Source organism: Virgibacillus doumboii (genome assembly GCF_902806455.1).
Taxonomy (GTDB): domain Bacteria; phylum Bacillota; class Bacilli; order Bacillales; family Amphibacillaceae; genus Lentibacillus; species Lentibacillus doumboii.
The window spans coordinates 3,074,195-3,099,629 of record NZ_CADCWQ010000001.1 but is presented as its reverse complement, the minus strand read 5'-3'; the positions used below and the strand labels follow the sequence as shown (position 1 = coordinate 3,099,629).

Genomic DNA, 25,435 nt, shown 5'->3' with positions numbered 1-25,435 from the left:
TAATTTTACCGAAAGTCGCGCAAGAACAGTCCAATGTCGCGCGGGAACAACCAGAAGTCGTGCGAGGACAGCCCGAAGTCGCGCAACAACAGCACAAATCCGCGCGAAAACAGTTCAAAGTCGCGCAACGGGTCACTCAAAACGCGCAACAACAACACGCAATTATCCAAGTGAATCAAGCAATAAACAATCTTCATAACATATCCAACTATAGCGAGGTGTTTTTTTATGAAAAAACGAGCACTTATCAGTGTATCCGATAAATCCAATATTACTGAATTCGCAAAAAAACTCACAGAACTTGATTACGACATAATTTCCACGGGTGGCACGCTAAAGGCATTGGTAGAGGCAGGCGTCGAAGCGATTGCTGTAGAACAGGTTACGGAATCGCCGGAAATCCTTGATGGACGTGTTAAGACACTGCATCCTTCCATTCATGGAGGGTTACTGGCTAAGCGTGATCATTCCAGCCATCAAGCACAACTTCAGGAACATAATATCCTTCCGATAGACATGGTCGTTGTGAATCTTTATCCATTCAAACAAACGCTTGATCAAATAAACGTTACCGAAGAAGAAATCATTGAAAATATTGATATCGGTGGTCCGACAATGCTGCGTGCGGCTGCCAAGAACTTTGGCGATGTAACCGTAGTGGTGGACCCGGCTGATTATGATGATGTGATCACCGGCCTAACTGAAGGGAAAATGGACAAAGCTCAACGTAAACAGCTGGCTGCCAAGGTGTTCCGTCACACAGCCCATTACGATGCGTTGATTGCCGATTATTTTACCGATGAACCTTTCCCGAAAAATCATACTGTTACCTATGAAAAAGTGCAGACACTTCGCTATGGGGAGAACCCGCACCAGCAGGCGGCATTTTACAAGAATCCGATAAACACATCGATGAGTCTTGCATCAGCAACACAATTACACGGCAAAGAACTTTCCTACAATAATATTCAGGACGCAAATGCTGCACTGGAGATTATCGCGGAATACAGCGATCCAAGCACTGTAGCAGTAAAGCATATGAATCCATGCGGAATCGGCGTTGCTGAAACAATCAATCGTGCATTCGACAAAGCATATGAGGGAGACTCAGTATCAATTTTTGGCGGTATTGTAGCATGTAACCGGGAAATTGACGCTGACCTGGCAAAAAAATTGAGCGGCATATTTTTGGAAATTATCATTTCCCCTTCATTTACGGAGGAAGCGTTAACGATTTTAACGAAAAAGAAAAACATTCGTCTTCTTACATTGCGGATGGACAACAATCAATCAAACTATCATAAACTCACAACAGTCAAAGGCGGGGTGCTCATTCAAAGCAACGATGCGGCCGACCTGAAAAAGGAACAACTGACGTATCCGACTGAAAAGAAACCTACCAATGAACAAATCGAGGATCTGTTATTTTCCTGGAAGGCTGTCAAGCATGTGAAATCAAATGCGATCGTACTTGCCAGCAACAAGCAAACGGTCGGTGTCGGTGCAGGCCAGATGAATCGTGTGGGTGCAGCGAACATTGCCATTAAGCAGGCAGGAGAGAAGGCTGAGGGAACCGTACTTGCTTCAGATGCATTTTTTCCAATGCCAGATACCGTGGAAGTAGCAGCAAAAGCAGGTGTAAAAGCAATCATTCAGCCGGGTGGTTCCAAGCGTGATCAGGATTCTATTGATATGTGCAACGAGCACGGGATTGCCATGGTATTTACAGGAATGCGGCATTTTAAACATTAAAAACAGGAAAGGTGTTTTTCTATGAATATATTAGTTGTCGGTCGTGGTGGGCGTGAACATAGTATAGTTATGAAACTGGCAGAGAGTGATAGAGTCAATCAAATCTTTGCGGCACCGGGAAATGGCGGAATTGCTGAGCAAGCAACGTGTGTACGTATCGATGAAATGGATATCGATGGTCTGGTGGATTTTGCTAAAGTGTATAAAATTGACCTAACCATCGTTGGCCCGGAAAACCCGCTGCTTGCAGGGATTGCAAACAGGTTTCGCGAAGAAAATCTGGCTGTTTTTGCCCCGACGAAAGAGGCTGCATTACTGGAGGGAAGCAAACGGTTTGCCAAAGAATTTATGCTGAAACATGGCATCCCTACCGCGGACTATGCCAGTTTTACGAATGCTGATGCGGCAAAAGAATATATTAATGAAAAAGGTGCACCGATCGTTGTAAAAGCGGACGGACTTGCTGCTGGGAAGGGCGTTGTCGTGGCGGAGACGATTGAACAGGCACACCAGGCAGTTGATGATATGCTTGTTGCGAAGTCGTTTGCCGAAGCAGGCGCAACCATTGTGATCGAGGAATTTTTACAGGGTATGGAATTTTCATTGATGGCATTTGTTCATGAAAATAATGTTTATCCGATGGTGCCGGCGAGAGATCATAAACGTGCTTATGATAATGATGAAGGTCCGAACACAGGAGGCATGGGTGCATATGCTCCGGCAGAAGATATCACAGCTGAACATCTTTCTTTTGCCACAGAGAACATTTTACAAAAAACAGCTGATAGCCTGGTTGCAGAAGAACGGCCATTCACCGGAATCCTTTATGCAGGGTTAATTATGACAATGGATGGTCCAAAAGTCATTGAATTTAATGTCCGCTTTGGGGATCCGGAAACACAGGTTGTTTTACCTCTGTTGCGCAATGACTTGCTGCAGGTCATTACCGATGTGATAGAGGAGAGAGACCCCCATCTCGAGTGGGAAAATAATTGCTGTGCAGGGGTGGTTTTGGCATCAAAAGGGTATCCTGCATCATATAATAAAGGGATTCCATTGAAGAATTTGGATTCGTTGGCTGAAGGGTTTGTTGTTCATGCGGGTACAAAGCAATCCGAAACAGGGCTGGTATCCGATGGTGGCAGAGTCTTGCTGGCAGGTGCTAAAGGAACAACGCTGGAAAAAGCTGCAGAGCTATCTTATCAGTGTTTAAACAGCTATTCCGAATCAAGTGAGTTCTTTTACCGGACTGATATCGGAAAAAAATAACTGTGTGAGCCTGAGAAGATCCGGCCGTTCTCAGGCTTGTTATTTTAAAAAAATGCGATTCGGCTTAAGTTGTCACAGAAACCGCTTAAGTGTTCACAAACTTGGCTTAAGTTCACAGAAAATCCGCTCAAGTTCACAAATTTCTCTCTTAGTTCACATTTCAGTTGCACAGGAAACCCTCAAACGAACGGTCTGGGTGCGAAAATGCCAAAGTTCACAAAGAATTCGCTTAAGTTCACAATTAGGTTGCTCAAAGTTCACAATTACTTTGCCAAAGTTCACAATTTGTTCGCCTAAAAACCCGAGAAAGCACCTACATTTAGATCGAATGTACCCCGGTCACAAAATTTTCACTTTAATTCATAAAAACGTTACAGTACGAAAGCGAAAATATGTTACGATAGAAAAAATCACTTATTGGAGCGTTGGTTGATATGCTGGAAAATGGATACTATTGGAGAAATCGTGAAATAAGGGAACACGTTGCTGCCGTAGATGGCACAGTAGCTCCGGACATTCTTTTGAAAAATGGAATGTATTTAAATACGTATACAAATCAATGGCTGCGTGCAAATATCTGGATTTTAAATGATCGCATCGTTTATGTTGGTGATCGTCTTCCAGGAAACAGTCAGGAAACTGAAGTGGTGGATTGTGAAGGATTATATCTTGTGCCTGGATACATGGAACCGCATGCGCATCCATTCCAATTATATAACCCTGCAGAACTTGCTCATCATGCTGCAAAATATGGAACTACTACATTAATAAACGATAACTTAATGTGGAATTTTTTATTGGATGAAAAGAAAGCGTTTTCCTTGCTGGAGGAGTTTAATAGTTTGCCAGTTTCGATGTACTGGTGGGCAAGGTTTGACTCGCAGACAGCATTACAGGATGAAGGTGAAATTTTCAATACAAGTCAGGTTTTATCATGGCTTGAACATCAATCTGTTGTTCAGGGCGGGGAGTTAACCTCATGGCCGAATTTGCTTGCCGGCGATGAGCGATTGCTGTATTGGATTCAGGAAGCAAAACGTCGCGGGAAACCGATCGAAGGACACTTTCCGGGAGCATCCGAGAAAACCTTAACGAAAATGAAATTATTGGGCGTGTCTGCAGACCATGAAGCAATGACAGGCGACGAAGTAGTCAAACGGCTGCAGCTTGGCTATCAGGTTGGCTTGCGCTATTCTTCCATTCGACCGGATCTGCCAAAGTTACTGGAAGAATTGAAGACGAAGAACATTAAAACCTATGAAAATATTACAATGACAACTGACGGAGCAACACCTGCATTTTACGAAGATGGATTAATGAACGTCTGTATTGAAATTGCTATTGATAAGGGTATTCCGATTGAGTATGCCTACCGAATGGCATCACATAATGTTGCCAGACATTATGGACTTATTGAAGAGCTCGGGTGTATTGCACCGGGCAGAATCGCAAATATTAATATTTTAGAGGAAAAAGAAAATCCGCACCCTGTCAGTGTTTTGGCAAAAGGAAAATGGATTGTAAAAGCACATGAGGAACAAAAAAGATCATGTTCGATTAACTGGGAAAAATATGGGCTGGATCCCCTTACATTTGATTGGGATCTGACCATGGATGATATGCAGTTTTCCGTCCCAATCGGTTTGCATATGGTAAATGATGTCATCATTAAACCGTATCCCATTGAAACCGATGTAACGCTTGATGTAATTCCGAAGACACGAGATGATGCATTTCTTTTACTGGTTGACCGCAAAGGAAAATGGCGCGTCAATACAGCAATTAAAGGCTTTACCAATCAGTTGGGTGCGCTGGTAAGTTCTTATTCCACTACCGGTGACATTGTGTTTATCGGTAAAAGCAAGTCAGATATGTTGTTGGCCTGGGAACGAATGAAGGAACTGGGCGGCGGGATTGTACTCGCCCATCAAGGAGAAATTATCTTTGAATTACCATTGAAACTTGGTGGCAGTATGTTTGCCGGAACCATGACCGAGTTGATTGAAAAAGAAAAACAATTAAGAGAACTGCTGCAATACTATGGCTATCATTTTTCCGATCCGGTTTATACAATATTATTTTTATCAGCAACCCACTTGCCTTACATCCGCATTACACAGCAAGGCATTTTGGACGTAAAGAAACGCGAAGTCCTCTTCCCAGCAACCATGCGATAGCGTATAATGGAAAAAAGCGGTAGAGTTTGGTGTATTCTTACCAGTCGTTAGCGCCAATACTATACGTTACAGACATAATTTTTTTAAGGAGTGGGGATATGAGGAAGTTACTTTTTTTACTATTTATACTAATGTTCTTCCTGCTTGCGGCTTGTTCAGACGAGGAGCAAAGTGCGGAAGACAGTGAATCAAAGGAAAACGCAGTAGAAGAAAAAGAAAAGGCTCCTGAAGCACCGGAGAAATCAAATACGTTCCCACTAACAGGAATCAAGACGGATCAGAAAGTAAATGACCGGATTGTCAGTGTAATGGTCAACAACCATACAAAGGCACGTCCGCAAACGGGACTTTCCAAGGCGGATATCGTATTTGAAATATTGGCAGAGGGACAAATCACCCGTTTTCTCGCAATGTTTCAAAGTGAAAAACCGGATGTAGTCGGTCCTGTCCGCAGTGCACGTGAGTATTATTTTGAATTGGCAAATGGCTATAATGCATTATATGTTTACCACGGGGCAGCAAATTTTGTAAATGATATGATAAAAAATCGCGGGATTGAGCATTTGAATGGTTCGCTTCACGATGATGATGGTTATTTGTTCAAGCGCGAATCATTCCGTCAAGCACCGCACAATTCCTATCTGCTGTTTGAAAACGTGTATGATGCAGCCAAAGATAAAGGTTATGAAGTTACCCATGATTATGAGCCGCTCCCATTCCTGGCTGGGGGCGAAGTGAAAAATATTTCAGGTGAAGCAGCAAACCATGTAGAAATTGTCTATTCCGACAACCCGATGGAGATTGTCGAATTTGAATATGACGAATCAAGTGGAAAATATACACGGTTTAGCGATCGTGAAAAAACGGTCGAATTGAATTCAGAAGAACCGATACAGGTAGAAAATGTATTTATTGTCGAAACCCATCATGAAGTAATTGATGATGCTGGTCGTCGGGCCATCGATATCACATCGGGTGGAAACGGCTATCTCATTCAAAAAGGTAAAATTCAGGAAGTGCAATGGGAAAATCGCAATGGCCGTATCATTCCTGTAAAGAATGGTCAGCCGGTTGGATTGGTGCCTGGTAAAACATGGATTAACGTCGTGCCATCAAACCCGGGAATTGCGCAGTCAGTGAACGTAACAAACCAGTAAAAGGCAGGGGGGCAAGTCATGCAAATTGATAAATTACGCGGAAAGCAGCTGGATCAATTCTTTGATGCTATTTTATCACTCAAAGACCGAGAAGAATGCTATAAATTTTTTGACGATATCGCAACAATGTCAGAGGTCCATTCCATTGCTCAGCGTTTGCAGGTTGCCAAAATGTTGACGGAAGGCCACACGTACACGGTTATCGAAAACGAAACAAACGCCTCAACAGCAACCATCTCACGCGTACGCCGCTGCATCAATTACGGCAGTGACGGCTATCAAATGGTGCTGGATCGAATTTCAGATACCGATGAAAATAAAGATAACTAAAATGTCGTTACCTTAGTTGGTACGGCATTTTTTTTATATTTCATGAAAAAAATTACGCGAATAGTTGAATAGTATGATATAATCACGTTTAAATATTTTGAATAATATAAATGATGAATGGGAGTATGGTATGAAGAGGTTTTTGCAACTGATTGCAATAATTGGAGTTATTGCATTAGCAGCTTGTGGAACAAGCGATTCCTCAGATGCTAATGAAGAAAGTGGGGAAGGCTCTGATTCAGAAGGAGATAAAGCTTATAAAGTGGGGGCAACTCAAATTGTGGAACACCCATCACTTGATGCGGCTTATGATGGCTTTAAGGCAGCGTTGGCGGATGCCGGACTTGAAGTGGAGTATGATCTGCAAAGCGCACAGAACGACCAAAATAATGTAAAGCCGATTTCTGATGGATTTGTTTCGGATAATGTAGATTTGATTTTTGCCAACTCTACGCCAAGTGCGATAGGTGCGTTGCAAGCGACAAAAGAAATCCCAATCATCTTTACTTCTGTTACAGATCCGGTGGGTGCTGAATTGGTACCTTCTATGGACGAATCCGGCGGTAATATTACCGGTGTGACTGATCTTCATCCTGACGCTATTAAAAAAACAGTGGAATTTATTGACGCTAATTTCTCTGATGCAAATGTAGGCATGATTTATAATGCGGGAGAACAAAACTCAGTTAGTCAGATTGAAGATGTGAAGGCAGCTGCTGAAGGAACTAGTCTGAACATTGTTGAGCGTACAGTAGCGAATTCTGCTGAAGTACGACAGGCTGCAACAACACTTGTGAGTGAAGTAGATGTCTTTTATATTATTACAGATAATACAGTTGTTGAAGCACTGGATGGTGTAGTCGGGGTTGCAAATGAACAGGATATACCACTTATTGTTGGAGAACCAAATTCATTGGAAAAAGGTGGCTTTGCAACCTTTGGAATTGATTATAATAAGATTGGCTACCGTTCCGGAGAAATGGCAGCTGCAATTTTAACAGGTGAAAAAGAACCAAGTGAGATTCCTCCAGAGTATCCGCCGGAAATTCAATTGTTTATTAATAAGCAAGCTGCAGAAGAACAGGGAATAGAATGGAAAGAAGAATGGGACGAAACAGCACAGTTTGTAGAAACAGCAGAATAATATCATTTTAAAAGAATAAACGAGAGGGTGTTTCAATAAAGGAAGGAATCAAACCCTATGGAACACCCTCTCAGGCACTTATATTTTGGCTGTTTTATAAAAGATTTTTGCTTTTTGCCGGGTCAGGTAAGAAGACTTTAAATGATAACAATCGTTAAGAATAGCAATTATATTTTCATAGTATACTAGTAATTTTATAGATGTTGCGAAAGGAAGGAAGGTAATTATGCTTATATCAATGTTTGGTGCTGTGGAGTCAGGCGTCATTTATGCCATTATGGCTCTTGGCGTTTATTTAACCTTCCGTGTTCTGGATTTTCCTGATTTAACAGTGGATGGAAGCTTTGTAACGGGCGCGGGTGTAGCAGCAATTTCGATTGTTAATGGAATCCCTCCTATTATCGCAACAGGCTTGGCAGCGGCTGCCGGATTTATAGCGGGATGTTTAACTGGTTTGTTGCATACGAAAGGGAAAGTTAATGCATTGTTATCTGGTATTCTTATGATGACCGCCTTATATTCAATCAATTTGCGGATTATGGGACAGCCTACAGTTTCAATGCTAAATGAGCCAACCATTTTTAACCAACTGGAGTCCGTTGGTGTTACAGCAAATATTAATTCTTTTTTTAATGGAAAAGTATTATTTTTCGGTGCCGAACAATTACCTGCTACATGGATAATCGTTATTGTTATGACTATTGTAACGTTACTAATCAAACTGCTGACAGATTACTATTTAAAGACTGATGTGGGTCTTGCACTACGGGCGATTGGTGACAATAAACGAATGATTCGAAGTCTATCGGCAAATACAGATTCATTAACTATTGTTGGCGTCGGATTGTCGAATGGTCTTGTTGCCGTTTCCGGTGGGCTGATTGCACAGTTGGGCGGATTTGCAAATGTGAATATGGGGATTGGGATGATCGTTATTGGTCTGGCATCCGTAATAATTGGTGAAGCACTGTTTGGCACGAAGACAATTCAAAGAGCGACACTGGCTGTTCTTGGAGGAGCAATTATTTACCGTATTATCGTTACATTGGCACTACGTGTTGACTTTTTGAAAACAGGGGACATGAAAGTAATTACAGCTGTTATCGTTATAGCGGCATTAATTACCCCGAAAATTCTCCAGGCCAGAAAAGAAAAGAAGCGCCGTCTGCTAAAGCGTAAACAACTTGGTCATAAAAGAAAGGTGGTCTAGCCGTGCTGAAACTAAGTGATATTTCAATTACGTTTAATGAGGGTACCCAGGACGAAAAAAAAGCGTTAAAGGATATTAATTTAGAACTGGAAAAAGGAGAATTTGTAACCGTAATCGGAAGTAATGGGGCCGGTAAATCAACCTTAATGAATGTCATCTCAGGCAATCTGATTCCAGATGTTGGGAATGTTATTATTGGCGGGAAACAAGTTGTGCATTTGCCGGAATACAGGCGTTCAGCATACATTGGCCGTGTGTTCCAGGATCCGATGGCAGGAACAGCTCCATCAATGACAATCGAAGAAAATTTAGCGATGGCTTATGCGCGTAATAAGAAAAGGAAACTAAAGCCCGGTGTAACGAAGAAGCGTAAAGAAATGTTTGCCGAATATTTAAAGTCGCTCGGATTAGGTTTGGAAGACCGTTTAACAGCTAAAGTCGGTTTTCTGTCCGGGGGAGAAAGGCAGGCACTTTCGTTGTTAATGACAACCTTCACCGAACCAAATATCCTATTACTGGACGAACATACGGCTGCATTGGATCCTTCCCGGGCAGAGCTAATCACCAAGCTTACAGATGATGTGGTACGTAAATCTGAATTAACGACATTAATGGTAACCCATAATATGCAACAGGCATTGGATTTGGGAACCAGATTAATTATGATGGATAGAGGACAGATTATTTTCGATGTAAGTGGTGAAGAAAAGCAAAAATTGGCCCTTGAAGATCTGTTACATGAATTCAAGCGAATACGTGGCACACAGTTTGAAGATGATCGGGCTGTACTGGGTTAACCCGCAGCCTGAATAGATTTTAGCGGGTTTATTTTCAAAAGGATTTCAAAAAAACCGTTATTCCGTAACTTCGGTATAGTGGTTTTTTTCATGATGACGGGCTAAATGCCAAAGTTCACAGGAAACATGCCAAAGTTCACAGGCCAAACGCCAAAGTTCACAATTAGGTTGCTCGAAGTTCACAATCATTTCGCCAAAGTTCACAAACCCACACACGCTCCATGTCAACTTCCACCCACCCAGGCAAAAATATTTAACTTTCCTCTAAATTCCGTCGCCGATTTTTGATATACTTTAAGAATGGGAAAACTTATATTACGATACTGAAAAAATATCCAATTTTTTTACATATGGAGGATATACGTTGAATTATACTTTGAACGAATGGAAGCATTTATTTAAACTGGATCCTGCCAAAGAAATTTCGGACGAGCATCTTGATATGATCTGTGAATCAGGGACGGATGCTGTTATCGTCGGGGGAACCGATGATGTGACATTGGATGGTGTGCTGGATTTGCTTTCACGCATCAGGCGCCATACGGTTCCGTGTGTTTTGGAGATTTCGAACATGGAGGCAATCACACCCGGATTCGACTACTACTTTATCCCGATGGTGATGAACAGTACGGAGAAAAAATGGATGATGGATATCCAGCATCAGGCGATCAAGGAATATAAAGATATCATGGACTGGAATGAAATGTTCGTGGAAGGCTATTGTATTCTGAATCAGGACGCCAAGGCTTTCCAAAAAACAAACTGTGAAATGCCGGATAACGAGGATGTCACGGCATATGCATACATGGCAGAGCATGTTTTTCATTTGCCGATTTTTTACCTGGAATACAGTGGTACATATGGCGATCCTGACCTTGTAAAAAAAGTGAAAGACCAATTGAAGAACACGAAGCTCTTTTACGGTGGCGGAATCGAAAATAACTTCCAGACACAGGAAATGAAGGCCCATGCCGATGCAGTAATCGTTGGCAATATTATTTACAGGGATATAAAAAAAGCACTAAAAACAGTTAAAGCTGTTAACGAAATGGAGTAAAGGTGGTGTCATTGTGAGTCAGACGATTGGAGACTTACTGCAAGGACTGAATAAAGAACAGCAACAGGCTGTAAAACATACAGAAGGACCATTACTTATCATGGCGGGGGCCGGAAGCGGCAAGACACGTGTGCTTACCCACCGGATTGCTTATTTGCTTGGTGAAAAAGATGTTTCGCCGAGAAGTGTTTTGGCGATTACGTTTACGAATAAAGCAGCACGTGAAATGAAGGAGCGTGTCCGCAAACTTGTCGGACCGGGGAGTGAACAGATTTGGGTTTCTACGTTTCACTCGATGTGTGTGCGGATACTCAGACGCGACATTGACCGGATTGGCTATAGCCGGAATTTTTCAATCCTGGACAGCAGTGATCAGTTGTCCGTTATTAAACAGACCCTGAAAGACCTCAATATAGATCCGAAAAAGTTCGAACCGCGGGCAATGCTCAGTGCGATTAGCGGTGCAAAAAACGAGCTTATTACGCCAGAAGTATATGATAAAAAAGTCGGGGATTTCTTTGGACGCCAGGTATCTCAGGTATATCATGCGTACCAGAAAACATTGCAAAAAAATCAGTCACTCGACTTTGATGATCTGATTATGCAGACCATTCATTTGTTCAAGCGTGTTCCGGAAGTGCTGGAATATTATCAGCGCAGGTTCCAGTATATTCATGTCGATGAGTATCAGGATACGAACCATGCCCAATACTATCTGGTAAAACAACTGGCGAACCGCTTTCAGAATTTATGTGTTGTCGGTGACTCCGACCAGTCGATTTATGCTTGGCGCGGGGCGGATATTACCAATATTCTTTCCTTTGAAGAGGACTATCCAACAGCACGTACGGTTTTTCTCGAGCAAAACTACCGCTCGACCAAGGCAATCCTAAAAGCAGCAAACAGTGTCATCGAAAATAACACCGGAAGAAAGCCGAAAAATCTCTGGACGGAAAATGATGATGGGAGAAATATTCATTATTTTCAGGGCGCAACCGAGCAGGAGGAAGCCCTGTATGTAACCGATAAAATTCAGGAATTAACCCGTGAAGAAGGTTTCTCCCCAGGTGATATTTCAATTCTGTACCGGACAAACGCACAGTCCCGGGCAATTGAGTCAACGCTGACAAAATCGAATATTAGCTACCAGATGGTCGGTGGACAGAAGTTCTACGACCGCAAAGAAATAAAGGATATGATCGCGTATTTACGCCTGATTACAAACCCGGACGATGATTTGAGTTTCGAGCGGGTAGTCAATACGCCAAAACGCAGCATTGGAAAAACATCGGTGGACAGACTGCGCGCATACGCGGCTGAACATGATATTTCATTTTACCAGGCAGTAAAAGAAGTTGACTTTACCGGTGTTCCGAAAAAAGCAGCGAATGCACTGGCCAAGTTTGGAGAGCTGATTCAATCACTGACCCAGCAGCAAGAGTTCCTGACTGCAACAGACATGGTTGAGGCTGTGCTCGAGCGGACAGGCTATGAACAAATGCTGAAAAATGAACGATCAATCGAAGCACAGAGCCGACTGGAAAACCTGGAAGAGTTCATGACCGTTACCCAGGATTTTGAGGAAACCAGTGAAGACAAAACACTTATTGCATTCCTGACAGATTTGGCATTAATTGCCGATATTGACCGTGTTGATGAAGAGGATATTGAGAGTGAAGAAAAAGTAACCCTCATGACATTGCATGCGGCAAAAGGGCTTGAGTTTCCAGTTGTCTTTTTAATCGGGCTGGAGGAAAATGTCTTTCCGCACAGCCGGTCAATGATGGACAATGATGAAATGGAAGAGGAGCGGCGTCTGGCTTATGTAGGGATCACACGGGCCGAGCAGCAGCTGTACTTGACCCATGCAAAAATGCGCACACTGTTTGGCCGAACCAACATGAACCCGATCAGCCGTTTTATCAATGAAATTCCTGAAGATCTTGTGGATGGAATTGAACAAGCGCGAGCAACGATGTATGGTTCGTTCGAAAAGCAAAAGGACAGACCAGCCCCTGCTAAACGCCGGGCGCAAAAAATGCAGACGACAACCGGTGCGGAAAATGAAATGTGGGCCCCTGGTGATAAAGCAAAACATAATAAATGGGGCGTTGGAACCGTTGTTAAAGTGCAGGGCGCGGGAGATTCGATGGAGCTTGATATCGCCTTCCCGGCACCAACAGGGATCAAACGTGTACTCGCAAAATTTGCCCCAATTACAAAAGAATAGGGAGGTGCTTGTTGGATGGATAAAAAGCAGGCACAAGAAAAAATTGCAGAACTGCGAGAACTGTTAAATCAATATAATCACGAATATCATGTATTGGATCATCCGAGTGTTCCTGATGCGGAATATGATCAAAAGATGCAGGAACTCCGTAAATTGGAAGAAGAATTTCCTGGCCTGGTTACCGCTGACTCCCCTACACAACGGGTTGGCGGTGAACCATTGGATGCCTTTCAAAAGGTGCAGCACAATGTTCCGATGCTGAGCCTGGGAAATGCCTTCAATGCCAATGATCTGCGTGACTTTGCGCGACGTGCCGCTCAAGGAACCGATGATCCGATATCTTTTGTATGTGAATTAAAAATTGATGGACTCGCCATCTCCCTTACCTATGAAAATGGCACGTTTGTCCGTGGTGCAACACGCGGTGACGGGACGACAGGCGAAGACATTACCAGTAATCTGAAAACCATTCGCAGTATTCCGCTTTCCATAAAGGAAAAAGAAACGATTGAGGTTCGTGGTGAAGCGTTTATGCCGCACAAATCATTTGTCGCCATGAACAAAGAACGTGAGGCAAAAGAGGAAGAACCGTTTGCCAACCCTAGAAATGCTGCAGCTGGTTCATTACGGCAGTTGGACCCGAAAATAGCCGCAAAACGTAGCCTGGATATATTTTTGTATGGTGTCGGTGAATGGGAAGCTGGCACATTGGAATCCCACAGTGAACGGTTGGATTATTTAAAAGAGCTTGGATTTAAAACAAATCCGGAGTGGCGAAAGTGCGAAACAATTGATGACGTTATTGAATATGTGGAGTACTGGGAGAACGAGCGTCCGAACTTAAATTACGAAATTGACGGAATCGTTATTAAAGTGGATAATCTTGCCCAGCAGGAAGAACTCGGATTTACGGCAAAAAGCCCCCGCTGGGCCATTGCCTATAAATTTCCTGCAGAGGAAGCACTGACAACATTACGTGAAATTGAACTAAGTGTCGGCCGCACTGGCGTTATTACACCAACAGCAATCCTGGATGCAGTTAAAGTTGCAGGAACAACGGTAAAACGTGCTTCGCTCCATAATGAAGACTTAATCCGTGAAAAAGATATCCGCCTTGGTGACACAGTAGTCATTAAAAAGGCCGGCGACATCATCCCGGAAGTTGTCCGTGCTGTCGAGGATAAACGGACCGGAAATGAAAAAGAATTTTTTATGCCTGATGAATGCCCGGCATGCGGCAGTGAGCTTGTCCGTCTGGAAGAAGAAGTCGCACTGCGCTGCATTAATCCGAACTGTCCCGCCCAACTAAAAGAAGGACTGATTCACTTTGTTTCCCGCAATGCGATGAACATTGACGGGCTTGGTGAGAAAGTAATAATTCAGCTATTCCAGGAAAATTTGATTCAGACGATTGCTGATTTGTATCGCCTCAATCGGGAAGACTTGTTACAATTGGAACGAATGGGTGAGAAGTCGGTGGCTAATTTATTGAAGGCGATTGACACATCGAAAGATAACTCATTGGAGCGACTGCTGTTTGGACTGGGAATTCGCTTTGTTGGCTCCAAAGCGGCCAAGACACTTGCGGAACATTTTGAAACGATGGAAAACCTGCAACATGCAACGTATGATGACATTATAGCCATTAATGAAATAGGCGAAAAAATGGCCGATTCAATCGTCCGTTATTTTGCCGAGGAAGAAGTGACTGAATTATTGAGTGAATTAAAGTCGCTTAATTTAAATATGGAATACAAAGGACCGAAAAAGCAGGATATTGATGAGGACTCCGAATTCTCCGGGAAAACTGTTGTTTTAACAGGGAAAATGGAAATACTCACCCGGTCAGAAGCAAAAGCAGCCATTGAACAGCTTGGCGGTTCAGTAACCGGCAGTGTGAGTAAAAAAACGGACATTGTTATCGCAGGCGATGATGCAGGGTCGAAATTGGATAAAGCACAAAAGCTGGGAATCACCATATGGAATGAAAACCAACTTAGAGAAGTCTTAAATAATTAAGGAGTGGAGAATTTTGAAAAAGATTTTTGTTGGGCTCCTGAGTACTGTCCTGGTCCTAACGAGCTGTGCCCCAACCATCAATAATGATGAAGAGGTTGTCAAAAAGGAAGATGAGACAGAGAAAAAGACATCAATCGTACCCAGTTACCAGCTTTCCGATGAAATGTACCGGACGATTCTTCCATATCGACCAAGTGCTGCCCGTGGGGTGATCACTAATCAAATGGGGAACCGCCTGGACATTGATGAGATGGAACAAGGTTTAAGACGGCATTCAAAAGAATATTTTGACCCGGAAAAATTGTTTTTTGAAGAAGGTCAGTATTTGGGCAAAGATATGATGTACAGCTGGCTTGAACGCAAAATGACTAAGGGGCAGCTGCAGGATACAATCGACAACCAAGTGAAAGTTTTTAAAGATAATAACCCCGGTGCAAGCGAAAGTCAAATCGAGTCGCTGAAGCAAGAGCTCCGGCATGAAAATTCACTGGCGCTGAATCCGAAAATTGAGCATTATGCGGATGAATGGAAGAATACGAAAGAGCAGCATGAGAACAGCCCGAAATACCTGTCTCATATTCTGGAACAAAACTTTTTGCAAAAAAAAGAAGATAATACCGTTGAACTTGTCGGGATGTCAATTGGTATAGCGATGAAGTCAGTTTACGCTTATCAGACAGAAGAGGGTGGTGCCACCCATCAATACGAAATATCCAAGAAGGAAATGCTGAAAAAAGGAAAAGAAATTGCTCAAACCGTTCTGAAACGTATCCGTAAAATGGAAGGTTTAAATGATATTCCTATACTGATTGCTATTTACCGGGAAGAAGATCAGGGATCACCGGTACCTGGGAGTTATGTTGTTAAAACAGGGGTTCAAGGCGGTGATACGTCGATTGGTGAATGGGAAGCAATAAATGAAGAAAATATTCTTTTTCCTTCAGATGAAGGAGAAGAAAAATACTATGATCATTATCAGTTAGTCCAGGATTTCGGTGCTGAGATTGAGCAATACTTCCCGAATTATGTTGGGGTTATCGGAAAAGGATTTTATATAAACGAAGAATTGCAGAAATTAACCCTTGAGATACCGATTGAGTTTTACGGGAAAGGTGAAGTAATCGGGTTTACACAATATACGTATGGGCTGGTAAAAGAGATGTTCTCCGATTATTACGAGCTCGAAGTTAAGATCAAATCCAATCAAAAAATGGAAAGTATTATTTTCCGGGAAGCAGGAGAAAACGAACCAACCTACCATATTTTTGGTCAATAACACATTGAAGTACTTGAATGATTGGGGTAAAATAAAAGATGGAATTACTCCATCTTTTATATTTCCATGAAAGCGCAAACATCGGAGTAAAATTTATAATTTTAAGGGGGATTTTTAATGGTAGTACCATACAAGCATGAACCTTTTACAGATTTCACAGTTGAAGAAAACAAGAAAGATATGCTCGAAGCACTTAAAAAGGTGGAAGCTGACCTAGGTAAAGAATATCCGTTGATCATTGGGGGAGAACGCATCACTACTGATGATAAAATCGTATCCGTAAATCCCGCGAACAAAAAAGAGGTTGTCGGCTATGTTTCCAAAGCCAATCAGCAACTGGCTGAACAGGCAATGAAAGTTGCCGATAAAACATTTGAAACGTGGAGAAAGTCTGATCCCAAGTTTCGTGCAGATGTCCTATTCCGTGCAGCAGCAATTGTGAGACGTCGTAAGCACGAATTCACGGCCCATTTAGTTAAGGAAGGCGGTAAACCATGGAAAGAAGCAGATGCTGATACAGCTGAAGCTATTGACTTCATGGAATATTATGGCCGTCAAATGCTCGAATTGAAAAATGGTGCACACGTGAACAGCCGTCCAATTGAGCACAATCAATTCAACTATATCCCATTAGGTGTTGGTGTGGTTATTTCACCATGGAACTTCCTGTTCGCGATTATGGCAGGTACCACAGTGGCTGCAATGGTTTCAGGGAACACGGTACTGTTGAAACCAGCCAGTGCAACCCCTGTTATTGCATATAAATTAATGGAAGTACTTGAAGAGGCAGGCATGCCAAAAGGTGTAATCAACTACATTCCTGGACCGGGCAGTGAGGTTGGTGACTATTTAGTCGACCATCCACGCACACGTTTTGTAAGCTTCACAGGGTCCCGTGATGTGGGTACACGTATTTTCGAACGTGCAGCAAAAGTACAGCCAGGTCAAAAGTGGCTGAAACGCACAATTATTGAAATGGGTGGAAAAGACACCATCGTTGTAGATAAAGAAGCAGACCTTGAACTGGCAGCACAATCAATCGTGCAATCTGCATTCGGCTTCTCCGGCCAGAAATGTTCAGCCTGTTCACGAGCGGTAATACATCAGGACGTTTATAACGAAGTGAAAGATCGTGTGGCAGAAATTACAAAAGATGTCACAGCAGGTAACCCGCACGACAATTCACACTTTATGGGACCTGTTATTGATCAGGCTGCATATGATAAAATCATGAGCTACGTTGAAATTGGTAAAAAAGAAGGTGAACTTCTTGTCGGCGGTGACGGAGATGACAGCAAAGGCTGGTTTGTAAACCCAACCGTATTTGCTGACGTTGATCCGGAAGCACGCATCATGCAGGAAGAAATCTTCGGTCCGGTCGTAGCACTAACGAAAGCAAAAGACTTTGATAACGCAATCGAAATTGCCAACAATACAGAATACGGCCTGACTGGCGCGGTAATCACGAACAATCGTGTTCATCAGGAAAAAGCACGCGAAGATTTCCATGTCGGAAACCTTTACTTCAACCGCGGCTGCACCGCCGCAATCGTTGGATACCAGCCATTCGGCGGCTTCAACATGTCAGGCACAGACTCAAAAGCCGGTGGTCCGGATTACCTAATCCATCACATGCAAGGAAAAACAACATCAGAAATGCTGTAAGTCAATAGACAAAAAGACCTTTTTTTCACGAAAACGTGTTAAAAGGGTCTTTTTTTGTCAAACTTTCCTCAATTCAGGAAAGTTGGCAAGTTTTTATTGTGTTTATCGCCATATTTACTCCTCAACTTTCCCAATATGAATTATTTGAAAATATGTTATCATATAATTATAGAAAAAATATTTAGTTCATTTAAATTTCAGCTGGTGAGGTGGGTATAAAGATGGAAATTGGGCCCTATATAAAACTGCACCGAATTAAGCAGGAAATGACTCAGGCGGAACTGGCTGATGGAATTGTCTCGTATGCATATCTCTCAAAAATTGAAAATCAAAAAACAGAGGCAAGCCCAAACGTAATAAGCCTGTTATGCACCCGCCTTGGAATTCAACTGGACAACACAACAGATGAGACGATCAGGGAAAAATGCCAGAAGTGGTATGAGATGCTTTTTGAGGTAAATGAGAAAGAAATGGTTGAAACTTATAATGAATTAAATAAACTCATGTATGAGCATCACTCAGATAACCTGATAATGTTTGAGATTCATAAGATTAGATATTTTTTGGTACTGGGTGAAATGGAGGAAGCTTTAAACCAGATTAATAAATTAACTGAAATGTCTGGTACCTTCGACAGTTTGCATCAGTTTTACTGGTATAAGTTTAAGGGGAATTATAGTTCAACTAATGCTGAATTCAATCAGGCCATGCGAATGTACAAGATTGCAGAGGAAAAATTGAACCAGATTGAGTTGTCGGAAGGTAAAACAGCTGATCTACAGTATACAATTGCTGTTACACATAGTAAATTACATAATACCCTTGAGGCAATTGAATATGCTGAAAAAGCCATTGATACTTTTCGTAAAGAATATAATTTTATACGGTGTGCCCAGTGTCATATAGTATTGGGGATTTCATACCGAAGAATTAGAATGTATGATAAATCAATAAAGCATCATAATTTAGCGAAACATTTAGGTGAATTAAGCAAAAATAAGCAGATTATTCAGCTGACAAACCAGAATCTTGGATATTTACACTCTACAAAAGGTGATACAAAACAGGCAATTCACTACTATGTCGAGGTATTAAACGATCCAGAAGTTGAACTAAACGCTAGATTAACCGCTGTAACATCTTTAATCAAGGAATATTACTCTATATATAACTTTGATAAAACAAAAGAAATGGTTGATAAAGGGTTTGAATTATTGGATAGCATTAATAATAAAGAATTATTTAAAATTCATTACTATGTTATCAATTCATACAATTATGCTATAAAACAAGATAATGAGAAGTTCGAGAATTTGGTAATTAATGAATTTATTCCGTATTTACAAAAGCATAAAAATTTTGCTAACTTAGTCGATTATGCAAAGATGCTTGGTAAGCATTTTGAAAAGCAACATAGGTATAAAGATTCTGTTAAATATTATAAATTAGCAAATATCACCTATGAGGAATTGATAAATCTGTAAAGGAGGGGAGATAAATGAAAAAGCTAATTGCAACAGTATCATTGGGAGCACTTCTAGTAGGAGGCTTTCTATTTTCACAAGAACCAGCGGAATTAGCGTCAGACCTTGAACCAAGTATATTTTCAATCGGTTATGATACTAGCTTTTTCTAATCCTTTGAAGAGCTAGTCAGTAATTTTTTTACCCTATTACTATATGATGAACTTGCCTGAAATAGTGTGGAAGCTGTTTCAGGCCTTTTTTTGTTTTAAAGAATAATAGAAACTTAGATCGTGAACAAAACATCGGCAGAATAAGAGAAAACCAGAGAAGGATCATCATCCGCCTGAGAACTATATTCCAAACCTGACTCGCAAAAATCTCTCTCATCACTTCAATAAATCTCACAATATATCTCAATATTTTCGATTTAAAATCAAAATTTCACTTTGTCCTCTCTCAATCTAACAATTTATTTCATTTTTTTAAACAGTCTATAAGTCCTAATACTTCAGTGCGTCACAGAAATGACACAATTATTCCAAGGTTTAGAATTAACCGTGCACTGTTGTAATAAAAAAACTAGTGTGATTGTATAGTATTTGTGATATTATTGAAATGTGGTTAAATTTTAAATTTTCAGAAAGGGGAGTGTGCTATGGAATATGCTATTTCTGGTGCAACGTGGCTGTGGTTATTTATACCTATGCCAATCTTGATCTTACTTTCAATTATCACTTTAATTGCAGAAGGGAGGAAAAAATAAATGGGTACGACAACGCTTATTACGTTTATTGTTTATTTAGCTGGAATGCTGGGAATCGGCCTTTATATGTATTTTAGAACAAACAACTTGTCTGATTATGTTTTAGGCGGACGTTCATTAGGTCCTGGAGTTGCTGCGTTAAGTGCCGGTGCATCCGATATGAGTGGATGGCTGTTATTGGGACTGCCAGGTGCGATTTATGCCTCAGGGATGTCGGAAGCTTGGATGGCTATCGGGCTTTCGATTGGTGCTTATTTGAACTGGCAATTCGTTGCAAAGCGTTTACGTGTTTATACGGAGGTTTCGGAAGACTCTGTTACAGTCCCGGACTTTTTGGAAAACCGCTTTAAAGACAAGTCCCACATACTTCGTGTTATTTCTGCATTAGTCATTTTACTGTTCTTCACTTTTTATACTTCATCAGGAATGGTAGCGGGCGCGAAACTATTTGAAGCATCATTTGGATTATCATATCAATCAGCACTCTGGATAGGAACGCTGGTTGTTGTTTCGTACACACTATTAGGCGGCTTTCTGGCTGTTTCATGGACTGACTTTATACAAGGTATTTTAATGTTCCTTGCATTAATTGTTGTTCCGATTGTTGCCTTGAATAACATGGGTGGATGGGATGCTGCAGTTAATGCTGTAGGACAAATTAATCCGGACCATCTCAATATGATTCAAGGGGTTGGCATAATAGCCATCATTTCATCAGTTGCCTGGGGTCTTGGATATTTCGGACAGCCGCATATCATTGTCCGTTTTATGGCATTAAAGTCTGCAAAAGATGTTCCAAAAGCACGTTTTATCGGTACAACCTGGATGATTCTTGGGTTATACGGTGCCATATTTACAGGCTTTGTTGGTCTGGCATTTATCAGCACCCAGGATGTCAATGTTTTAAGTGAATTTGGTATATCCGTTGTTACTGAAAATGGAATTCAGATGCTTGAAGATCCGGAAAAAATCTTTATTGCATTTTCACAGATTTTATTCAACCCGATTGTTGCGGGTATCTTATTAGCTGCAATTCTGTCAGCTATTATGAGTACAATTGACTCGCAATTACTCGTTTCTTCATCAGCAGTTGCGGAAGACTTTTACAAAGCAATTTTCCGCCGAGAAGCAAAGGATAAAGAACTTGTATGGGTAGGACGTTTTGCTACAGTTGGTATTGCACTGATTGCAGCTTTAATCGCCACGAATCCGGACAGCTCGGTATTAACGCTTGTAAGTTATGCATGGGCCGGTTTTGGTGCAGCATTCGGTCCTACTATCCTGCTGGCACTATTCTGGAAAGGATTTACCCGAAATGGTGCACTGGCAGGTATCATAGTCGGTGCAGTAACCGTTATCGTCTGGGGTGACTTCCTGTCGGGAGGAATATTCGATCTGTATGAGATTGTTCCTGGTTTCTTACTTAACCTGATTGTTGCCGTATTGGTTAGTATGGCAGGAAAACCATCACAGGAAATTGAAGCTGAATATGATGAAGCCGTAGCAAAACTGAACGAATAAGATAAAAAATCCACTTTCCTTAATGAGGGGGGGGGATTTTTTAGTGCTGAAAAAAATGAGCAAACTGCGAATCGCCGAAGTTTAACCGGAAAACGCCGGAGTTCACAATGAAAACGCCGAAGTTTGTCACAATCTGCCGCGGCAGACTGCATGATAAACAAGGCTGCAAATCAAAGAATCATGTTGATAAATATCATTACTTTTTCATGCGCACTATGTTTTATAGATAACCACACTAATGTCTATTCATTTGCTTACACACAGCCATTTCTGCTATTATCAATAGTGTCTTTAGTAAGTAGTATTATAATAGGTATAAGTAAAATTATAATAAAAAGGAAACAAATAAAAACTATTTGGAGGTGTCATTCATGGCAGATATTTCAAAGGATCAGGTGAAGCATGTTGCCCATTTGGCAAGACTTGCTGTTACCGAAGAAGAAGCTGATATGTTTACCGATCAACTAAGTTCAATTATAGAATACGCTGAGCAATTAAATGAATTGGATACAGATGGTGTAGAACCGACAACCCATGTTCTGGACTTGAAAAATGTCCTGCGTAAGGACGAGCCGACGGAATGGATTTCAAAAGAGGACGCATTGAAAAACGCTCCGGATAAACAGAATGGGTATTTTCGCGTGCCATCAATTCTGGAGTAGGGAGGGAACAAGATGTCATTATTTGACCATAGCATAAAAGAACTGGAAAAAATGCTACATAATAAAGAAATTACTGTGGAAGATTTAGTCGATGCTTCCTATGACCGGATCAATGAAGTGGACGACGAGGTACAAGCCTTTTTAACACTGGATGAAGAAACGGCACGCAGCAATGCCAAACAATTGGATGCTGCCCCTGATGAAACTGCTAAGTTATTCGGGATTCCGTCCGGCATTAAAGATAATATCGTAACAAAAGGATTGAGAACAACTTGTGGCAGTCAGTTTTTAAAGAACTTCGACGATCCACTATATAACGCAACCGTTATCGATAAGCTTAATGCCCAGAAGTCCGTTACAGTAGGGAAGCTGAACATGGATGAATTCGCAATGGGATCATCCAACGAAAATTCAAGCTACAAACCGACTCGTAACCCGTGGAATACCGACCATGTGCCAGGTGGTTCCAGCGGTGGTTCTGCAGCAGCTGTATCGGCAGGAGAAGTAATGTTTGCGTTAGGTTCTGATACAGGTGGTTCCATCCGACAGCCGGCAGCGTTTTGCGGTGTTGTTGGACTGAAGCCTACATACGGACGGGTTTCCCGCTTTGGCCTGGTGGCATTTGCATCATCACTTGATCAGATTGGGCCAATCACTCGAAATGTGGAAGATAACGCACGGGTACTCGAAGTTATTTCCGGACACGATAAAATGGATTCAACGAGTGCTGATGTGGACATTCCCAACTTTACTGAAGCATTAACAAATGATGTAAAAGGTCTCAAAATCGCTGTACCAAAAGAATACTTAGGTGAAGGTGTTGCACCAGAGGTAAAAGAATCCGTCATGAACGCCCTGAAAGTTTATGAATCACTTGGCGCAGAGTGGGAAGAAGTATCATTGCCACATTCGAAATATGCTGTGGCGACATACTATCTTCTGGCGTCTTCTGAAGCATCCGCAAACCTTGCGCGCTTTGATGGAGTACGTTACGGCGTCCGTTCGGAAAACGCAGATAATATGGTTGATATGTTTAAATACTCCCGTAGCGAAGGCTTTGGGGAAGAAGTAAAACGCCGTATTATGCTTGGTACCTTTGCATTAAGCTCGGGCTACTATGATGCTTATTACAAAAAAGCACAAAAAGTACGTACACTAATCAAAAATGACTTTGATAAAATTTTTGAAGACTATGATGTAGTCATTGGGCCGACAACGCCAACACCAGCGTTTAAAATTGGCGAAAAAGTGGACGATCCGTTAACGATGTATGCAAATGATATCCTGACGATTCCGGTAAACCTTGCCGGTGTTCCCGGAATTTCAGTGCCATGCGGTTTCTCAGAAAAAGGGTTGCCTATTGGACTGCAAATAATCGGAAAGCCATTTGATGAAAGCACGGTTTACAGAACAGCTCATGCTTTTGAACAAGCAACAGAACATCATACAAAACGACCTCAAATCGGAGGTGCAAAATAATGAACTTTGAAACGATTATCGGTCTTGAAGTACACGTTGAGCTTAAAACGGATTCAAAGATTTTCAGCCCGAGCTCAAACGCATTTGGTGCAGAACCAAACGCCAATGTAAATCCAATCGATCTGGGGTATCCCGGTGTACTTCCCGTACTAAATGAGGAAGCAGTTAACTTTGCCATGAAAGCCGCAATGGCTCTGAACTGTGAAGTTGCAACAGATACCAAATTTGACCGGAAGAATTATTTTTACCCGGATAATCCAAAAGCGTATCAGATTTCCCAGTTTGATAAGCCGATTGGTGAAAACGGCTGGCTTGAAATTGAAGTGAACGGGAAAAAGAAGCGGATCGGTATTACCCGTCTTCATATGGAAGAAGATGCCGGCAAACTGAATCACCAGGATGACGGCTATTCCCTGGTTGACTTTAACCGTCAGGGCACACCATTAATTGAAATTGTGTCCGAGCCGGATATGCGCTCACCCGAAGAAGCAAACGCATACCTGGAAAAACTGAAAAACATTATTCAATATACCGGAGTTTCTGACTGTAAAATGGAAGAAGGGTCACTGCGCTGTGATGCCAACCTGTCTATTCGTCCAATCGGTCAGGAAGCGTTCGGAACAAAAACCGAGCTGAAAAACCTGAACTCGTTTAACTTTGTCCAAAAAGGTTTGGAATTTGAAGAAAAGCGTCAGGAAAAAGAGCTCTTAACAGGCGGCGAGATTTTACAGGAAACACGCAGGTACGATGAAAAAACGAAAGAAACGATTCTGATGCGTGTCAAAGAGGGTTCGGATGATTATCGTTATTTTCCTGAGCCAGATTTGGTACCATTGTATATCGATGAAGCATGGAAAGAACGGATTCGCGAGCAAATTCCTGAACTTCCGGATGCCCGTAAAAAGCGCTACATCGATGAATTGGGATTACCGGAATATGATGCAGCCGTTTTAACGAATTCCAAAGAATTGTCCGACTTTTTCGAAGAAGCAGTTGAGAATGGCTCCGACATTAAACAGGCGTCAAACTGGCTGATGGGTGACATTTCGGGCTACATGAATAAACATCAGAAAGAATTACATGAACTGGCCCTGACACCGGAAGCATTGGCTAAAATGATTAAACTGATTGAGGACGGAACCATTTCATCAAAAATTGCCAAGAAAGTTTTCGCAGAACTGGTTGAAAACGGCGGCGATCCGGAGAAAATCGTTAAAGAAAAAGGACTTGTGCAAATTTCCGATGAAGGTCAGCTGACGGAAATTATCACGAAGATTCTTGATGAAAACGAACAATCGATTGTTGACTATAAAAACGGAAAAGACCGTGCCCAGAAGTACCTGGTAGGACAGGTTATGAAGGCTACCAAAGGTCAGGCAAACCCGCCGATGGTTAATAAGATTTTGAGTGCGGAGCTGGAAAAAAGATAAGCTCAACCCCTAATAGACTACTGCTCATATT

Annotated in this window: 20 protein-coding genes; 19 read left to right on the top strand and 1 reads right to left on the bottom strand. The window is 41.8% G+C overall.

The features are described from left to right. Positions 1-5: 5 nt before the first annotated feature. Complete coding sequence (locus tag G6R02_RS15525) at positions 6-197, bottom strand: hypothetical protein (RefSeq protein WP_164670141.1); 192 nt, start codon at positions 195-197, stop codon at positions 6-8. Positions 198-228: 31 nt separating this feature from the next. On the opposite strand from G6R02_RS15525, the gene purH reads away from it, so the two are divergent. The 19 genes from purH (at position 229) to gatB (ending at position 25,404) form a co-directional block, all read left to right on the top strand. Then, on the top strand, positions 229-1,752 hold the full coding sequence (gene purH, locus G6R02_RS15520; RefSeq protein WP_164670140.1) for a bifunctional phosphoribosylaminoimidazolecarboxamide formyltransferase/IMP cyclohydrolase: 1,524 nt from the start codon (positions 229-231) through the stop codon (positions 1,750-1,752). Between the two features lie 21 nt (positions 1,753-1,773). After that, positions 1,774-3,021 carry a phosphoribosylamine--glycine ligase gene (gene purD, locus G6R02_RS15515; protein WP_164670139.1) on the top strand — a complete coding sequence of 416 codons (1,248 nt, stop codon included), beginning with the start codon at positions 1,774-1,776 and terminating at the stop codon, positions 3,019-3,021. Positions 3,022-3,455: 434 nt separating this feature from the next. Continuing rightward, positions 3,456-5,198 (top strand): adenine deaminase C-terminal domain-containing protein, encoded by a 1,743-nt coding sequence (locus tag G6R02_RS15510; RefSeq protein ID WP_205520155.1) that lies wholly within the window; start codon positions 3,456-3,458, stop codon positions 5,196-5,198. Positions 5,199-5,296: 98 nt separating this feature from the next. Then, entirely contained in the window at positions 5,297-6,355 is a 1,059-nt protein-coding gene (locus tag G6R02_RS15505) for a DUF3048 domain-containing protein (RefSeq protein WP_164670138.1), read from the top strand. A gap of 18 nt (positions 6,356-6,373) precedes the next feature. After that, entirely contained in the window at positions 6,374-6,685 is a 312-nt protein-coding gene (locus G6R02_RS15500; RefSeq protein WP_164670137.1) for a YerC/YecD family TrpR-related protein, read from the top strand. 130 nt (positions 6,686-6,815) lie between these two features. Continuing rightward, complete coding sequence (locus G6R02_RS15495; RefSeq protein WP_164670136.1) at positions 6,816-7,829, top strand: ABC transporter substrate-binding protein; 1,014 nt, start codon at positions 6,816-6,818, stop codon at positions 7,827-7,829. Between the two features lie 226 nt (positions 7,830-8,055). Beyond that, positions 8,056-9,039: an ABC transporter permease gene (locus G6R02_RS15490; RefSeq protein WP_164670135.1), complete on the top strand. Its 984-nt coding sequence runs from the start codon at positions 8,056-8,058 to the stop codon at positions 9,037-9,039. Positions 9,040-9,041: 2 nt separating this feature from the next. Further along, positions 9,042-9,836: an ABC transporter ATP-binding protein gene (locus tag G6R02_RS15485; protein WP_164670134.1), complete on the top strand. Its 795-nt coding sequence runs from the start codon at positions 9,042-9,044 to the stop codon at positions 9,834-9,836. A gap of 364 nt (positions 9,837-10,200) precedes the next feature. Next, on the top strand, positions 10,201-10,893 hold the full coding sequence (pcrB, locus tag G6R02_RS15480; protein WP_164670133.1) for a heptaprenylglyceryl phosphate synthase: 693 nt from the start codon (positions 10,201-10,203) through the stop codon (positions 10,891-10,893). A 13-nt stretch (positions 10,894-10,906) separates the two neighbouring features. Beyond that, positions 10,907-13,123, top strand: coding sequence for a DNA helicase PcrA (pcrA, locus tag G6R02_RS15475; protein WP_164670132.1), 2,217 nt, complete (start codon positions 10,907-10,909; stop codon positions 13,121-13,123). A 15-nt stretch (positions 13,124-13,138) separates the two neighbouring features. After that, positions 13,139-15,142 carry an NAD-dependent DNA ligase LigA gene (ligA, locus tag G6R02_RS15470; RefSeq protein ID WP_164670131.1) on the top strand — a complete coding sequence of 668 codons (2,004 nt, stop codon included), beginning with the start codon at positions 13,139-13,141 and terminating at the stop codon, positions 15,140-15,142. A gap of 13 nt (positions 15,143-15,155) precedes the next feature. Then, positions 15,156-16,418 carry a CamS family sex pheromone protein gene (locus tag G6R02_RS15465; RefSeq protein WP_164670130.1) on the top strand — a complete coding sequence of 421 codons (1,263 nt, stop codon included), beginning with the start codon at positions 15,156-15,158 and terminating at the stop codon, positions 16,416-16,418. Between the two features lie 117 nt (positions 16,419-16,535). Further along, positions 16,536-18,083, top strand: a complete 1,548-nt coding sequence (gene pruA / locus G6R02_RS15460; protein ID WP_164670129.1) for an L-glutamate gamma-semialdehyde dehydrogenase — start codon at positions 16,536-16,538, stop codon at positions 18,081-18,083. A gap of 221 nt (positions 18,084-18,304) precedes the next feature. After that, positions 18,305-19,567, top strand: a complete 1,263-nt coding sequence (locus G6R02_RS15455; RefSeq protein ID WP_164670128.1) for a helix-turn-helix domain-containing protein — start codon at positions 18,305-18,307, stop codon at positions 19,565-19,567. A 14-nt stretch (positions 19,568-19,581) separates the two neighbouring features. After that, the gene (locus tag G6R02_RS15450) at positions 19,582-19,719 is read left to right on the top strand and encodes a hypothetical protein (RefSeq protein WP_164670127.1); all 138 of its coding nucleotides are present in this window, start codon (positions 19,582-19,584) and stop codon (positions 19,717-19,719) included. 593 nt (positions 19,720-20,312) lie between these two features. Continuing rightward, complete coding sequence (gene putP, locus G6R02_RS15445) at positions 20,313-21,833, top strand: sodium/proline symporter PutP (RefSeq protein WP_164670126.1); 1,521 nt, start codon at positions 20,313-20,315, stop codon at positions 21,831-21,833. Between the two features lie 371 nt (positions 21,834-22,204). After that, the gene (gatC, locus tag G6R02_RS15440) at positions 22,205-22,495 is read left to right on the top strand and encodes an Asp-tRNA(Asn)/Glu-tRNA(Gln) amidotransferase subunit GatC (RefSeq protein WP_164670125.1); all 291 of its coding nucleotides are present in this window, start codon (positions 22,205-22,207) and stop codon (positions 22,493-22,495) included. Positions 22,496-22,507: 12 nt separating this feature from the next. Further along, positions 22,508-23,974, top strand: coding sequence for an Asp-tRNA(Asn)/Glu-tRNA(Gln) amidotransferase subunit GatA (gatA, locus tag G6R02_RS15435; RefSeq protein ID WP_164670124.1), 1,467 nt, complete (start codon positions 22,508-22,510; stop codon positions 23,972-23,974). After that, complete coding sequence (gene gatB, locus G6R02_RS15430) at positions 23,974-25,404, top strand: Asp-tRNA(Asn)/Glu-tRNA(Gln) amidotransferase subunit GatB (protein ID WP_164670123.1); 1,431 nt, start codon at positions 23,974-23,976, stop codon at positions 25,402-25,404. The genes gatA and gatB overlap by 1 nt, the downstream gene beginning before the upstream one ends. The last annotated feature ends 31 nt before the right edge of the window (positions 25,405-25,435 follow it).